This window comes from Rhizobium sp. 62_C5_N11_2, assembly GCF_051811185.1.
In the GTDB taxonomy this organism is placed as follows: domain Bacteria; phylum Pseudomonadota; class Alphaproteobacteria; order Rhizobiales; family Rhizobiaceae; genus Rhizobium; species Rhizobium leguminosarum.
Genome location: NZ_JBPWPW010000004.1, coordinates 299,563 through 315,191, shown reverse-complemented (window position 1 = coordinate 315,191; position 15,629 = coordinate 299,563). Strand labels below are relative to the sequence as shown.

Here is a 15,629-nt window from a genome sequence, read left to right as displayed (position 1 = left end):
CGCAGCAAGATTGCAGTCTCTAATCTTCGCCTGCGTCCTCGTAATAGAGGGGCGTATCAACTCGGCCGGCGGCGCAAAAGGTCATCACGATGACGGCAAACTTTTATCCGCGGTTCAAATTGAGTTGTTCGAAGTACCAAGACGGGTCATCATCGGAAGAATCTGTCTCGACACTGGCTTCACTCGAATGCCCCTCGACACCTGCTTCATCGTCGCTAAGATAGCCCACGGTTTTAGAGAGATAACTCGAAGGTTTGTCTGCGCGCTGCCATCCACCCTTGCTATTCTTTATCCACTTGTCGGGATGTTGCGTAGGGTCGAGCACCCAGCGATTTTCACCCACGTCAACGAAACCCATCTGCTCAAGACGGGTTCCCATCTCTGGCGAAGCGGGACGTGACATGATCAACGGCTGTTCGCCGTCGAGTTGAAGTTGATGTTCGAGCAGAATATCGCCAGCGTTCTCGACAAGCGGATGAGTAACGCGAAGGTCTACAATCGACGTGATTCTTTTTCGACCGGGAAATAGTTCCCGCCACGGCTCGTTTTCGATGCTAAATCCATCCTCTGTTCTTAAAAGCCCAACGCTTCGTTCTCCCAGATCATAGCTGAAATATCGCGCGCTGGGCGTATCATCGTCGGTGCCGCCGTAGAGTCGAGCGATGGTAGCCGCACGCAGGGCTTTAGAGGACACGAAGGGCGAGTACTCTTGTGGATTGACGGAAATGTGCTTGATATCATCACCGTAAAATTCCCTCACTTTTCTGGCAAATGTAGATCTGTCGAGCACCTTAATTGGAGGTTCGGAAGAGAGCGAGTATGGCCGCGTTGGCGACGAAGGCGAACGAGCATTGGGATCTGGCGTTGATCGGGACGGCATGCCCGTAAGTGTTTGTGCCCCGGTCATATTCTCGATCCACCCCGCCATGGCCCCGGTGCGATCATCTTCCTCGGAAATGTTGTAGCGCAGCGATCGTTCTGAGTTATCCATGGCGGTCTCTCCTGAGAGTGAAAGGTGTGATGAAGCGCATCCTGTTCAGTCGCTTCACATGTGGGAACGGTGCGCTCACTGTCCGGCCTATAAAGCGGATACGTGACTGCTAAGCTTCGATGAAGCGGGGGGGTACGCGTTGCATGCGCGGCTCCTGGTCTCGCCTAGAGGGGACTAAACTTCCGCGAACTGGGCGGAAAGACGACCTGCGGGGCCCATATAGCCCGATGCGATCACTGGTTCTGCCAGCGTCGTCCGGACCCGCTCGGGAAGCTGCTCACAGCCGGTTGTCGTCCGCGAGCTTCTGGAGCTCTGGCGGAACAGTGCCGGCGGCTTGGCCAGCCGCAGTGATTGTAGTTGCATTAACATCGCCAGCGTCCATCCACGTTATAGTTCGTCTTACCGCCTCCAGCCGCTCCTCGTCTCCTCCTGATTCCTTTCCTCAGCCCAAGCCCCGAGGATTCGTGAAAGCGTGGTCCCTTCGCCAAACCATCGTCGAAGTCCGTCGGAGGTGTCTGCGCCGCGGCAGGGCTAAGATTAGCTTGAATGTTAGAGGTGTCCTCGGAGGATTTACCGCCCCGCGGGCCTGTTCTGTGTTCACCGCTGTTGGTCTCCAATTGCAGATTACGCATATGCTAGTGCAACCGGACTGGCCGCCACCATGCAAAATCGATATTCCAAAATGCTTTGGAAAAGCGGATCCACGGAGTCCCCTTAGGTGGTGAAGGCTCTGAGGAGTAGGTGGGCATCAGTGGTTTTTCGGCAGGGTCGGGTGGTTCAAGCACAGCCCGATAGAAGGCCACTGATGACCAATGAGATGATGGACCTCCGCTCGGGAATACGTCATGCCAAGCTGATAGCTGCTTGGCGGCGCAAGTCCCATCCGGCCAAAGTCCCATCCGGCCAAGGTCACAGCGGCGAAGCCGGGGCGAGTCTTGCGGGCGTCGCGGTAACGGGGGGCTGAAGTGTAGACAGATACGGGTGCGGGAATGAGCCTCGAAAGTTGAATGATCACGGAAGGCCGAGTGGGTTCTGTAGAGCGACAATCTGGCTGAGTCTCACCTTGTTTGCCGCCGCGCACTGAGGCGGTGAAATCAGAAGGCCGGCGGATGGATTGGTTGGAATTGGAAATTCTGACGGCACCTTCACGCTGCATGTTCCACACATCACCCGAAACTGCTTAAATGAAGGCCAATTTTAGCGGGCTCCGCATGGCAAGCGGCAAGCTGGCGAGCCTCTCAAGCCATGTGCCGGCCTGATGGTCGAGTGCAGACGATTGTCGGCAAGCCGTCGCCATATGGTGTTCGGCCATGCCTTGAGGGCATGATTGGATCTGGCTTTAGCATGCTTGGCGGCGGTCGGCAGGCATTAGGATCGAGGTTCCAAATTTGATTTCCGGAGGACCGGCATCGATGTACCCAAGACGGAACCAGCCGCGCGATGACGATTCTCGCGAAGTAAGTGAGTGGATCGAAGGCGTGACCGGAGCTGTCGCGACGGACGCCTGGATCCGGGACTACTATTCACTGAGACGAGACATGGAACAGGATCTGAGCGACTTGCGCCTCGGGTCGCACGACAGTGACGCCGGCGATCGTGTGCCGCGTCGCAGATCCGTGGGCGGTTCGATGCGAGTGACGCCGCAGTCGCGGGCGCCAGAGAACTCGTTGAGCGGCGCCCGCCACAGCATAGACGTCTCTCGGGCGGGCTCCAGCAGCTTGCGATTCGGCGGCTCGGGGGGCAAGACATCGAGCAATATGGCGGAGGCGGGCGAAGTCGCCGCGGCGCCGCAGGGCAAAAGCCGCGGATTTAAGTCGCGCATGGCGTCAGGGTTCAAGAAGGCGTTCGGATGGAGCAGCAAGACGTCGTCGCGGGGTTCGGGGCAGCAAGACGTCGATGCCGCAACGGAGACTCACGTGGTCTCAACCACGGTTCGCGTCGATTACGCCAAGCGTGGTCGCCCCGCCGACCGGGACATGTATCCCGATGACGAGTCCCGCATCAACCAGTTCGCGGAAGCAGTCCGAGACTACGAAATTCTACCCGACGGTAGCATCGGCCGAGGGGACGGAAGGGTTCCCGAGGGTACCCTCACGAACAATTTAAAGATTCTTAGGAGGTTCGCTCGTTGGCTCAAAGCAGAGAACAGAGATTCGATGGCTTCTCGGCTTTTAAACGATCCAGATTCACTAGCCGTTGATATCGCGGATTATTGGGCAAGCGGTGGGGATGGTCAGGACCGTCTTAAGTCAGCACTGTCTCATTTCAGGAGGCTCGGGCCTGAGGGGCAAGAACTCCAAGCCGTTGGACCTGGGCCGCGCCTGATGGGGCGCCAGATACATGATCCTTATCCCGACGACGCCCTCATCATTGATAGCTTGGCCAAGGAAGAGCTGAGTAAGTTCGGACCGGTCCCGAATTCTCAGAAAAATACCAGTAACCAACGAAGGTTTAGTGCTTGGCTCCAAAGGACGGGCAGGGGGAGCATAGCCAGCCGACTCACGGGTACTGATCAGCAGCAACAGTCGTTGAAGGACGATTTTAGGGCCTTTACCAAGGATGAAGGAAAAAATATTGGCGGCGTGGGTCTCGATCGGCTGCGGCAGTATCTAGGCGCCGAGTCGCAGTTGAAACAGCATCATCCTTATCCCGACGACGCCCTCATGATTGATGGCTTCGCCAAGGAAGAGCTGAGCAAGCTCGGATCGGACTCGACTTCCAAGAGGCAAGTTGCCCGGAATGTGGCCAGCAATCAACGAAAGTTTAGTGCTTGGCTGCAAACCAGGGGTAGGGAGAGCATAGCGAGCCGGCTCAACGGCAGTGATCAGCAGCAATGGTCGTTGAAAATAGATTACCAAGACTTCAGCGAAGCCATGGGAAAAAAACTCACTATGTCTTTCAAGCGGCTTCGGCAGTACCAGCAAGTCGTTGAGGCGAACGCAGCGTCGGGGTTGTCCCCTGAGCAGGCAAGTGGCCGGGAACCGGCCGGTCTGGACGGCCGTTCGGATCCACGTGCCGAGTTCAGATCAACTTCGCCGCTGCAGCAGGTTGATCCATCGATCGAAGGCCGCAGCGGATTGTCGCTCGACCATACCGAATGGCTGGGCGACCAGCATATCCAGACGGATTATGAGCTGCTAATGCAGGACTTGCAGCGAAACGATCCGGATCTCGCAGCCAGGACGCGGCTTATCGATCCCCTGATAGCCCATTATCATCTGCGCCTGGGCGATGAGAGCACCGCGCTGAGCGCTTTCCAGCGCATCGTTAATGATCAGAATGGAAGAGATACAGCCGACTTCCTGTTCCTTCCAGTGAGCGATGCCAGTGCTTCGGATCCTGATCACCGCGGCACCCATTGGTCGCTGCTACTCGTTGACCGTCGCAACCGCGAGGGGCCGGCTGCCTATCACTATGACTCCTTCCGGGGACAGAACGACGAGTTTGCAGCAATGCTCGCACAAAGGTTGGGTACCCGTCTGGAGCCCGTCCGCATGACCCAACAGCGCAACGACTATGATTGCGGAGTCTTCGTGGTTGACGGCACGCGGGCGCTCGTTAGACGTCTGGCGCGAAGAGGCCGGCCAGCCGTGCTGCACCTCGACAACCTCGTCGCCGATCGGGAGCAACTCCAACGACGTCTGAGCCCCGCGCCCAACAGTGCTCGAGCGGGGGCTGCGGCGGCTGAACCGGAGTCCTCCACACAGAGCGCCGATCCCGCAGAGTTTTGGCATGGAGTGGGTCAACCCGGCCAGCTTCCCGATAGCTGGAATACAGCGACCTTCCGGCAGGATTTGCCGTCAGCCGCCTATTCACCGGTGCAAAGCCTCAATCCGCCAGACGCACCATGGGAGCAAAGCTTGGGGGCATCGATCTTCGGCACCCCACAGTACATGCTGCCTGTGGACGACTTGGGAGGAGCTGTCCCTTCGAGCTGGCAACACCGCAATCAACCGGCACCGGCTGGCCTTCGGCTTGCAATGTACTATTATGACTTGCTGCCGAGCGCGGACAAACCCCAGACCAGCATCACTATCCATGGTGTGCCCTACACGGCCACTCTGGGGCCATCAGGCAGGGAGAACGACATTTACCTTTTCCTGCAATATCAATAGGGTGGAGATGGATCGAGCAATAGATGCCAGTCGTTCTTGAAAAAACATCAAACCGTTGAGGGAGAATCCGTTTTTACGCGGTACGTGCAGCGCGCCAACCCAGATGAGACGATCCCCAGTGCCGGGGGCGACATCGAATGTGCACGTCGCCAGTCTTCCTTCAAAACGTTGACGTTTGGCCAGCATCCCAAGAGGCGACGGCTGTCGCATCTCTCTTATGTCGTATGCAACTTCCTTCCGGCTTTGACGACGAAAGCACCGTGTGAAGCTACTGAGCAAACGAGGGAGACAGGGCATTTTGACGACGGCTCCCTTCCCAGACCATCGTCGAAACGGCTGACAGTCCGCCGGAGGTGTCTGCGCCGCGGCCGGGCTAAGATTAGCTTGAATGTTGGAGGTGGCCTTGGAAGATTTACCGCCCGGCGGATGGATTGGTTGGAATCGGAAATCCTGACGGCGCCTTCACGCTGCATGTCCCACACATCACTCGAAACTGCTTAAATTAAGGCCAATTCTGGCGGGCTCCGCATGGCAAGCGGCAAGCTGGCGAGGCTCTGTGACGGCCTGATGGTCGAGTGCAGACGATTGTCGGCAAGCCGTCGCCATATGGTGTTCGGCCATGCCTTGAGGGCATGATCGGATCTGGCTTTTGCATGCTGGGCGGCGGTCGGCAGGCATTAGGATCGAGGTTCCAAATTTGATTTCCGGAGGACCGGCATCGATGTACCCAAGACGGAACCAGCCGCGCGATGACGATTCTCGCGAAGTAAGTGGGTGGATCGAAGGCGTGACCGGAGCTTTCGATACGGACGCCTGGATCGAGGACTACTATCCAGAGAGCCGAGACATGGAGCAGGATCCGACCGACTTGCGCCTCGGTTCGCACGATAGTGACGCCGGCGACCGTGTGCCGCGTCGCAGTTCCGTGGGCGGTTCGATGCGAGTGACGCCGCAGTCGCTGGCGCCGGAGAGGGGTTCGGGGCAGCAAGAGGTTGATGCCGCAACGGAGGTCTCAACCGAGGTTCGCGTCGGCGCCAAGCGTGGTCGCCCCGCCGACCGGGACATGCATCCCGATGACGAGTCCCGCATCAACCAGTTCGCGGAAGCAGTCCGAAACTACGAAATTCTACCCGACGGTAGCATCGGCCGAGGGGACGGAAGGGTTCCCGAGCGTACCGTCGAGAACAATTTAGGTATTCTTAGGGGTTTCGCTCGTTGGCTCCGAGCAGAGAACAGAGATTCGATGACTTCTCGGTTTTTAAACGATCCAGATTCACTAGCCGGTGATATCGCGGATTATTGGGCAAGCGGTGAGGACGATCAGAACCGTCTTAACTCAGCACTGTCTCATTTCAGGAGGCTCGCGTCTGAGGGGCAAGAACTCCAAGCCGTTGGACCTGGGCCGCGCCTGATGGGCCGCCGAATTCATGATCCCTATCCCGATGACGCCCGCGTCATTGATGACTTGGTCAACGAAGAGCTGAGTAAGCTCAGACCGGCCTCGATTTCCCGGAAAAATGCCAGTAGCCAACGAAAGTTTAGCGATTGGCTCAAAAGGGAGGGCAGGGGGAGCATAGTCAGCCGACTCACCGGTAGTGATGAGCAGCAACAGTCGTTGCAGGACGATTTTAGGGCCTTTACCAAGGCTGAAGGAAAAAAAGTGGTCGTGAGTTTCGATCGGCTGCGGCAGTATCTAGGCGCCGAGTCGCAGTTGAAACCGCATGAACCTTATCCCGACGACGCCCGCATCATTGATGACCTAGCCAACGAACATTTGAGCAAGCTCGGACCGGACTCGACTTCGCAGAGGAAAGTTGTCCGGACTATGGCCATAAATCAACGGAGGTTTAGTGGTTGGCTCCAAAAGAATGGTCGGGGGAGCATAGTCAGCCGACTCACCGGTAGTGATCAGCAGCAACAGTCGTTGAAGGACGATTTTAGGGAATTTACTACTAACGTTGAAGTAAAAATAAGCGTTGGTTTCGATCGGCTGCGGCAGTATCTAGGCGCCGAGTCGCAGTTGAAACAGCATCATCCTTATCCCGACGACGCCCTCATGATTGATGCCTTCACCAACGAAGAGCTGAGCAAGCTCGGATCGGACTCGACTTCGCAGAGGAAAGGCGTCTTGAATCTGGCCAGCAATCAACGGAGGTTTAGTAATTGGCTCCATAAGAATGGTCGGGGGAGCATAGGCAGTCGACTCACGGGAACTGATCAGCAGCAACAGTCGTTGAAGGACGATTTTAAGGCCTTTACCAAGGCTGAAGGAAAAAAAATAAACGTGAGTCTCGATCGGTTGCGGCAGTATCTAGGCGCCGAGTCGCAGTTGAAACAGCATGATCCTTATCCCGACGACGCCCGCATGATTGATGGCTTCGCCAATGAAGAGCTGAGCAAGCTCGGATCGGACTCGACTTCCAAGAGAAAAGGCGTCTCGAGGCTGGCCAGCAATCAACGAAAGTTTAGTGCTTGGCTGCAAACCAGGGGTAGGGAGAGCATAGCGAGCCGGCTCAACGGCAGTGATCAGCAGCAATGGTCGTTGAAAAAAGATTACCAAGACTTCACCGAAGCCATGGGAAAAAAACTCACTATGTCTTTCAAGCGGCTTCGGCAGTACCAGCAAGTCGTTGAGGCGAACGCAGCGTCGGGGTTGTCCCCTGAGCAGGCAAGTGGCCGGGAACCGGCCGGTCTGGACGGCCGTTCGGATCCACGTGCCGAGTTCAGATCAACTTCGCCGCTGCAGCAGGTTGATCCACCGATCGAAGGCCGCAGCGGATTGTCGCTCGACCATACCGAATGGCTGGGCGACCAGCATATCCAGACGGATTATGAGCTGCTAATGCAGGACTTGCAGCGAAACGATCCGGATCTCGCAGCCAGGACGCGGCTTATCGATCCCCTGATAGCCCATTATCATCTGCGCCTGGGCGATGAGAGCACCGCGCTGAGCGCTTTCCAGCGCATCGTTAATGATCAGAATGGAAGAGATACAGCCGACTTCCTGTTCCTTCCAGTGAGCGATGCCAGTGCTTCGGATCCTGATCACCGCGGCACCCATTGGTCGCTGCTACTCGTTGACCGTCGCAACCGCGAGGGGCCGGCTGCCTATCACTATGACTCCTTCCGGGGACAGAACGACGAGTTTGCAGCAATGCTCGCACAAAGGTTGGGTACCCGTCTGGAGCCCGTCCGCATGACCCAACAGCGCAACGACTATGATTGCGGAGTCTTCGTGGTTGACGGCACGCGGGCGCTCGTTAGACGTCTGGCGCGAAGAGGCCGGCCAGCCGTGCTGCACCTCGACAACCTCGTCGCCGATCGGGAGCAACTCCAACGACGTCTGAGCCCCGCGCCCAACAGTGCTCGAGCGGGGGCTGCGGCGGCTGAACCGGAGTCCTCCACACAGAGCGCCGATCCCGCAGAGTTTTGGCATGGAGTGGGTCAACCCGGCCAGCTTCCCGATAGCTGGAATACAGCGACCTTCCGGCAGGATTTGCCATCAGCCGCCTATTCACCGGTGCAAAGCGTCAATCCGCCAGACGCACCATGGGAGCAAAGCTTGGGGGCATCGATCTTCGGCACCCCACAGTACACGCTGCCTGTGGAAGACTTGGGAGGATTTGTCCCTCCGAGCTGGCAACACGGCAATCAACCGGTACCAGATGACCTTCTGCCTGCAATGTACTTGTATGACTTGCTGCCGAGCGCGGACAAACCCACCAACTTCAGTATCCATGGTGTGCCCTACACGGCCACTCTGGGGCCATCAGGCATGCAGAGCGACATTTACCTTTTCATGCAATAGGGTGGAGATGGATCGAGCAATAGATGCCAGTCGTTCTTGAAAAGCACCAAACCGTTGAGGGAGAATCCGTTTTTACGCGGCCACGTGCAGCGCGCCAACCAGATAAGACGATCCCCAGTGCCGGGGGCGACATCGAATGTGCACGTCGCCAGTCTTCCTTCAAAACGTTGACGTTTGGCCAGCATCCCAAGAGGCGACGACTGTCGCATCTCTCTTATGTCGTATGCAAGCTCTTTGTCATGCTTTTTCCTTCCGGCTTTGACGACGGAAGCAAAGCGTGAAACTATTGAGCAAACGAGGGAGACAGGGCATTTTGACGACGGCTGACATACTCTTATGCGCGAGCTGGGTCCCGCATTTCCGTATGTTCGTCTGGGGCTGTCTCTATCTAATGTCGCAGGGACCGTTATCGGTCATGACGCGCTCGACGGTAATGCCGAGGTTATTATAGTAGGTCAGTGCCGCCTTGAGAAAGGCGACCGCGCTGTCCTTCTTTTCGTCTGGCAATATCTGCGAGAAGGCAATGCGCGAGGCGTCATCAATGGCGACGTGAACGTACTCCCAGCCGGCGCCCCAGCCTTTGCCCCTGCGCGAACTTTGGCGGGTTCGATCACCCGTGATGCGGTGGCTAACCTGGCTGAAGCGGCCAAGTTTCTTGATGTTGATATGGATCATTTCGCCAGGCCGCTCGCGCTCATAGCGTCACACCGGTTCGGCCGGCTCGATATCCTTCAGCCGGGAAAGACCGGCGCGCTTGAGAACCCGGCTCACCGTTGCCGCCGACACGCCCGTCTGCTTGGCGATGTGCTTGCCCGTCAGCCGCTGTCGGCGCAACACTGCAATCTCGCCGGCAATGTTGGCCGCGGTGCGTCTCGGACTTGTCCTCGGCCGCGACGACCGGTCCGCCATGCCGGCGGCGCCATCCGCCAGAAATCGCGCCTTCCAACGAGCGACCACCTTCGACGGCACTCCGCGCAGCCTCGGCTTTGGGACAAGCGCCCTCAATAACGGCGCGCGCCATCTCCTCTCGACGCCGCGGTGTCAAACGGGCATTCTTGTAAATGTTCATTCGGTCCTCCTGCGTTTTCATCTCGACGGCGGGTGTCGGCATGGCTCCCGACGGGCTCGATTTTCGTCCCGATGCGGCCCGGCTGGGCGATGCTGTGATCATCCCAGACTCCATCTGTGACCACGGTGTCGCCGTGATGTCGAAGCGCGAGAACCTGGAATTCGATAGAGATATCGTCTCCGCAGCGCAACGCTGCACCAGCTCGTAGCCGTGATGGTCGCGGCGGCGGGAGGCATATCCGGTTGATGCGGATCCAACGCGCGGCGGCATCGCCGCTACCCTGAACGAAATCGCCAGCCAGTCGAAAGCCGGCTTTCGCATCGAGGAGGATGCGATCCCCTTTTCGTCAGGCCGAAGGTATCGGATACCACGACATTTTCATGATGCGTCGATGGTACAATATGGAATTCACATATAACCTTCCGGAAGCTGAACGTATCTGCGGGAAGATGATTGACGCATCATCAAATAATCCGCGAGCCCTTAGTGAGTTCTGGAGCAAGCGCGGACAATGCCATTTCGCGAGGGCAACTTCTCTGGCAACGTCAAGTCGCGAAAAGCCTTTTATCTCTTCGGGACTCTATCGTTAATCCTTTCGAAGGATGGTGGATTGCGGCGACAGCTCGAATCGATGCTTGGGAGGGCAGTTGTTGGGCAGAACGTCCTTTGCACCGCCTCGTTTCGTGGATGGGGCAGGATGTTGAGCATATATTTTTGCTGATTGAGGAGTTAGCGTAGAAGCGTCACGATATCACTCCTGGCGCAGCCCAATTACTTATCCGCTATATTAGGCAGGTACCCGCACCGGGAAATGTAAGGAAGAAAATTAAGGGGCTCAGCTCAAGGGTAAGCCAGAGTCTTGTCAAGACGCTACGAGACCTCGAGCGTTACCCAGGCTTTGCAAGTGTTTATGACGAACCGTAGAGATTCAGTCCTTGCTTTAGAAGCAAGTCAGCCCGCGGGGTGCGCGTGCCAATGGGGGCGCCACTATGACACGCGCACAACCCACAGACCTGTCCGCGGCAAAGGAGACGTCCGCTTGTTTAGAAGCGGAATGTTAGTGAGCCGTCCAACCCTATTGCCTTATTTGCACCCATAGGCCGAGATGAAATCTAAGTCACCGTGACAGCCGCCTGTGCGATGCCTTCGGCCGGCTTACTGCGACGAATGCGTCTTCACGGGAACGTGCGTCGCGGGGGAACCCGTGGACCACGCGAGCGAGTGAGGTCGCCTCATCGCGGCCATAAAGCTTGTCGTTGTCCCCACCAAGGAGGGCCGCATCCAGGTTGCGAGGCTTAAAGCGACCCATGTCGCCGTAGAAGTAGTCGTTGCCCTCGTCGCCAAAGACGTGATCATTGCCCATGCTACCGAATACGCGGTCATTATCCTCGCCGACCGAGATGGAGTCTTTTCCGGAGACCACCGTCGATCCTGAGATCTCAACAAGAGTTCTGCCTTGTGCGAGCCTTGTTCCGAATGAACCACTTGAGACGCAATTGCTCATTTCTGCGATACGTAGGGATCTGGCGGGGAATTGCGCGCAACTGGCGGGCGCTCCACCAAAATGGTCGTCCGTGGCAGGTTGCATGCTGCGCTCAACCCCTTCAGCTCATCGTCCAAGCGCTTGTCCGCTGCCGTGAGGCGGTGATTAAGGCGATGAAAATCAACCCGAGTCGGCGTCCGGAAGGTCTCGAGCCATCGCGAAGGCTGCTGAACGTCGCGCGTGAGGGTCCAATGGCGTGCGCCGGCTCGGCTTTGAACATGCCGCCGTCTGCGCATGATCTCAAGAAAGACAGCGGCATTCTCTTCGGCAATCGCATATTCCGTCGTCACCAGGATCGGGCCGCTTCTCGGCTTCAGATCGAGTGCAGGTACTGGCGCATCGAAGGCGCCGGAGGCTTCGAGTTCAGACTCCAAGCGGTTTCTGATCGGCAGCTTGAGCCCAAGTGCGGCGACCAGCAACGAGGCGGCAGCAGAACATGCCAAGGATAGGGAGAGGGAATGGTTTTCGGCGATAATTCCCCAGAGCCAACTGCCAGCGGCGATCCCCCCATAAGTAAAAGCGCTGTAGATGGAAATCGTGCGACCCACCACCCAGCGCGGGCTTGCCAACTGCACGTTGACGCCGAACCCCGACCATCCGGTTACCCAGCCGGCGCCGCCGAAGGCGAGGCAGACTGTTGCGATGATCAGGGAAGACGTCAGCGCAAGTGAGATCGCACATACCGCGCACGCGACACATGCCAGAACAATCAGCAGTTCCTGCGTGACCGCGCGCCTGAGTGGTGGGTTCACGAGCCCCGCGATCAGCGCGCCGGCGCCGAAGCCACCCATGAGAATACCGTAGTCGATTGGGCCGCCCTTCAAGAGGTCTCTTGCGACGAGCGGCAGGAGCGCCAGCATCGAGGTTCCGGTCAGCCCAAACAGCGTACCGCGGACAATAGCTGCCTTGATTTCCGAGGATATCGCCGTGAACCGCAGTCCATCATAGATCGCCGTCATAAGCGCTTCGCGAGGGAGGGGCGACGCTTTCACGGTCCACTTGTTTCGCCACAGAGCGGTGAGGGGCGCGACGAAGCCAAGCGTGGTGAGCGCGAAAGTGACGAGCGGCCCAAAAATCGCAACGATGATGCCGCCAAGCGCGGGACCGACGCTACGGACCGTGTTGAATCCGACATTGAGAAGGGTGACGGCCGACGGCAGATGGCGGCGTTCCAGCATGTCGCCAAGCGAAGCGCGCCACGCGGGATCGCTGAGTGCGATACCGCAGCCGTCAAGGAAACTGAACGCCAGGATCATCCATGGATCGGTGATGCCGAAAGCCATCAGGATCGTCAGCATCGCCGAGGCCGCCATCATCAGGCTTCGGCCGACGATCATGACCATGCGCCGGCTGTAGTTGTCGGCAATCGCGCCAACGAAAATCGCAAGAAAAAAGGCAGGCAGGGTAGACGAGGCCTGGACCAGGGCGACCATCACATCCGAGGTGGAAACGGTGGCCATCAGCCAGCTGAGAGCCACCGTCTGCATCAGCCAACCCAGGCTGGAGAGCTGCGACGCGAAGAAAATCGAACGGAACGTCGAATTCTTCAGTGGCGCTAACAGCGCCGAGGATGCTCGCTCTTCAATGGCGTCCATGTCGATCAGTCTCTTTCGGGCGGGTCGGCTTCGGTGAGACCGAGCGGCGTTTGGTCATGGTGGTGGGCGTCCGTCATGCGCGTTACCGCCAGCGTTGTAGAAGCCGCACGCAAGAAGTCGGCCAACTTCGCGTCGACGCAACGCGGCAAGACCGCGAATCGAAATCAATGACAGCAGGCCGTCGTCGAAGCAGGTTGAACGACAGCCGAATGAACCGAGCATCGAAGTCCGCCATGAACGCCGGCGCATAGGCTTTAGCCCCGTCGATCGTGTCGATGCCGCGCAGCCGCAGTTCCTTGACGATCCTGCCGATCCGGCGAACCGCAGATGCAGACGAGCGGTTCTTAACCACCAGCGGTGCAAGCCGTCGATCTGGATGAGTTCACCGAAACAGTCGCGCCAGTAATTTTTGAATGACTTCGAGGCGATGCAATTCTTTCTGCGACATGGTGATCAAACAGGACATCACGCCTCCGAACGCTCCTGGTCTCCACCAGGCTGAAGTCGGCATCCTTGCTCCCAACGTTGACCTTGACCAGCGCATCGAGAGGCGAGACTGTCGCATCTCTAACTGGCCCAACTGTCGCATTACTAAATCGCCGTGGAGAAGCTAACCCAAGTGCATCATGCCAGTTCTGCAGGATAGGGGATCACCTGTCTTCGTGCAAATGCGCCATAAACACCTCGGTCGGTGTCCTGTATCCGAGGCACTTGCGCGGTTGATCGTTGATATGGCGCGTGAGGTGGAGAAGGTCGCGTTGCGACACAACTGCCAGATCTGTGGTGCCTGGCAGGAAGCGTCGAATGCGCTTGTTGGTGTTCTCGACGGTCCCTTTTTGCCAAGGCGCACTTGGGTCGCAAAACCAACTGCACACACCGATCCCTTCTTCCAAAGCCCTGAACCCGGCGAACTCGGTACCGCGATCAAATGTGAAGCTTTGACGCGCGAAGGCCGGTAAAGGAGAAAACGCTTTGATGATCTTGTCCATGATCGGGCGCGAATGCCGGCTCGTTTTCTTGATGGGAACGGTATAGCGGCTCTTGCGCTCCACGAGGGAAGTGACTTGGCATGGCCGAGTGGACGTTCGAAGATGAGGAGGTCGCCCTCCCAATGCCCAAACTGCGATCTTTCTCCAATAAAATCAGTCCGTTGGGATATGCGGTGAGTGGCTGGAAACGCACCGTCGCGCGGCTTCCTGGAGCGCAGTGGGCGACGTTTGCGGCGCGCTTCGGGCAGATAGCGATAGAGGCCTAGCCCATAGCCTTCCTGCTGTAGATGAAGCGATAGATTGTCTCTTTGCAGACGCGAACAAGACTTAGCCCCTCCGACAGCAGGCGTCCGGCAATCTGTTCTGGAGACCAGCGAGCCTCCAACTGGTTGATGATCTCTGTGCGCAAATTCGGGTGACGCCGCAGCTTTCTCAGCCGGCGCCGCCGCTCCTTGGAAGTATCGTCAGCAACCGTGCTGTAGTAACCGTCGTAGTCCGGCAGTTCACGATCGCGAAACGTATTGCGCTTGATCTCGCGGTAAATGGTCGAGCGATGACGGCCAAGCTGACGTGCCATCTGGTCTATCGGAACTTTTGCCGCCACCAAGTGATGCAGGCGTCGGCGATCGGCGAGGGTGATCTGCGTATAGCATCAAGACACGCCAGAATCTCCAAAGTGAAGTCATTGAAAATACTGGCATGTCGCACTTGGAAATAGAATGTATCGCGTGATGTTATAACATTTCATAAGGGTTATTATGGAACTATCCTGCGCGCGTACGGCTTGTTCGACTTAGCAAACGCCTCACGCGTCAAGCGATCAACAGGAGGATAAGGGCACCGGGAATGGGCATTGCAGTGGTTTAGTGAAGGGCTGGACCACCTTGACAAGAGCGTCCGCACGTCGAACGCCGGGCGAGATTTGTCCCGCTTCAACGCCGGCGCTCGGCCCAGCGGAACCCTCACTGGATCCTGACCCGGAACCACGGCACTAGGTGTACATTCCGCCGCCAGCTGACCCATCTCATGTTCGAACAGATCATGACCAGCAAAATGATCGGGTCGATAGCTTGGACTAAATTCCATTCGCTTCACCCTTTCCTCGTCGGACCAAAAGTAGTCGACTAGCATTGATTTGGAACATTGCGCAGAGGGGTCGGCAAATATCGTCGCAGAACCGTAAGGCGCCCAACTGGCTTCCAGACCTATGGCGGCTCCTTGAATTCGTCGCTCTGGTGTGACCTTGCAGCCAATGTGTGGAACCAATCTAAAGAATCAAGCGACGGCTCTCGGCGCTTGGACCAGTGCAAGTTGGCCGGAAAGAAACAAACAATTGTCTGCAATCATTCAATGGCTTAAGAGCGTGCGCGGTATTATAGAGGACATCGCCGTGTCTCGGCCTCGAGAAACCCGACAGTTCGTTGATTGGCTCTTTCAGAGGAAACAACCGGACCTGACGCTGCTGGGGGAAGTGGATTCCACGCGCTGTTCAGTCGTTTCAGCGTCGTTCGAAGAGAGG

The 15,629-nt window shown here is 57.5% G+C and carries 5 protein-coding genes and 4 pseudogenes; 3 read left to right on the top strand and 6 right to left on the bottom strand.

The features are described from left to right. Positions 1–103 precede the first annotated feature (103 nt). Positions 104–991: a host specificity protein gene (locus AB8B31_RS33255; RefSeq protein ID WP_096772325.1), complete on the bottom strand. Its 888-nt coding sequence runs from the start codon at positions 989–991 to the stop codon at positions 104–106. 1,538 nt (positions 992–2,529) lie between these two features. On the opposite strand from AB8B31_RS33255, the gene AB8B31_RS33250 reads away from it, so the two are divergent. Beyond that, positions 2,530–5,106: a Ulp1 family isopeptidase gene (locus AB8B31_RS33250; protein WP_439004419.1), complete on the top strand. Its 2,577-nt coding sequence runs from the start codon at positions 2,530–2,532 to the stop codon at positions 5,104–5,106. A gap of 721 nt (positions 5,107–5,827) precedes the next feature. Next, positions 5,828–8,914: a Ulp1 family isopeptidase gene (locus AB8B31_RS33245; RefSeq protein ID WP_439004418.1), complete on the top strand. Its 3,087-nt coding sequence runs from the start codon at positions 5,828–5,830 to the stop codon at positions 8,912–8,914. A 396-nt stretch (positions 8,915–9,310) separates the two neighbouring features. On the opposite strand, the pseudogene AB8B31_RS33240 reads toward AB8B31_RS33245, so the two are convergent. Next, positions 9,311–9,983: pseudogene (locus AB8B31_RS33240) on the bottom strand (helix-turn-helix domain-containing protein); the annotation flags it as partial. A 13-nt stretch (positions 9,984–9,996) separates the two neighbouring features. Between AB8B31_RS33240 and AB8B31_RS33235 the strand changes: the two are divergent. Next, a pseudogene (locus AB8B31_RS33235) lies at positions 9,997–10,323 on the top strand (AIR synthase-related protein); the annotation flags it as partial. 777 nt (positions 10,324–11,100) lie between these two features. On the opposite strand, the gene AB8B31_RS33230 reads toward AB8B31_RS33235, so the two are convergent. The 4 genes and pseudogenes from AB8B31_RS33230 to AB8B31_RS33215 all read right to left on the bottom strand — a co-directional run bounded on the left by AB8B31_RS33230 (position 11,101) and on the right by AB8B31_RS33215 (position 14,750). Then, a complete protein-coding gene (locus AB8B31_RS33230; RefSeq protein ID WP_096772359.1) occupies positions 11,101–11,406 on the bottom strand; it encodes an autotransporter in 306 nt (101 codons plus the stop codon). A gap of 77 nt (positions 11,407–11,483) precedes the next feature. Next, entirely contained in the window at positions 11,484–13,121 is a 1,638-nt protein-coding gene (locus AB8B31_RS33225; protein WP_439004417.1) for an MFS transporter, read from the bottom strand. Between the two features lie 211 nt (positions 13,122–13,332). Beyond that, positions 13,333–13,428 (bottom strand): annotated as a pseudogene (locus tag AB8B31_RS33220) (integrase catalytic subunit); the annotation flags it as partial. A gap of 343 nt (positions 13,429–13,771) precedes the next feature. After that, positions 13,772–14,750, bottom strand: a pseudogene (locus tag AB8B31_RS33215) (IS30 family transposase). Positions 14,751–15,629 lie beyond the last annotated feature (879 nt).

What these genes read in the sequence shown, in the direction of transcription:
- AB8B31_RS33245 (WP_439004418.1), top strand. Translation starts at nt 5,828, where the DNA reads ATGTACCCAAGACGGAACCAGCCGCGCGATGACGATTCTCGCGAAGTA.
- AB8B31_RS33250 (WP_439004419.1), top strand. Translation starts at nt 2,530, where the DNA reads ATGGAACAGGATCTGAGCGACTTGCGCCTCGGGTCGCACGACAGTGAC.
- AB8B31_RS33255 (WP_096772325.1), bottom strand. Translation starts at nt 991, where the DNA reads ATGGATAACTCAGAACGATCGCTGCGCTACAACATTTCCGAGGAAGAT.
- AB8B31_RS33225 (WP_439004417.1), bottom strand. Translation starts at nt 13,121, where the DNA reads ATGGACGCCATTGAAGAGCGAGCATCCTCGGCGCTGTTAGCGCCACTG.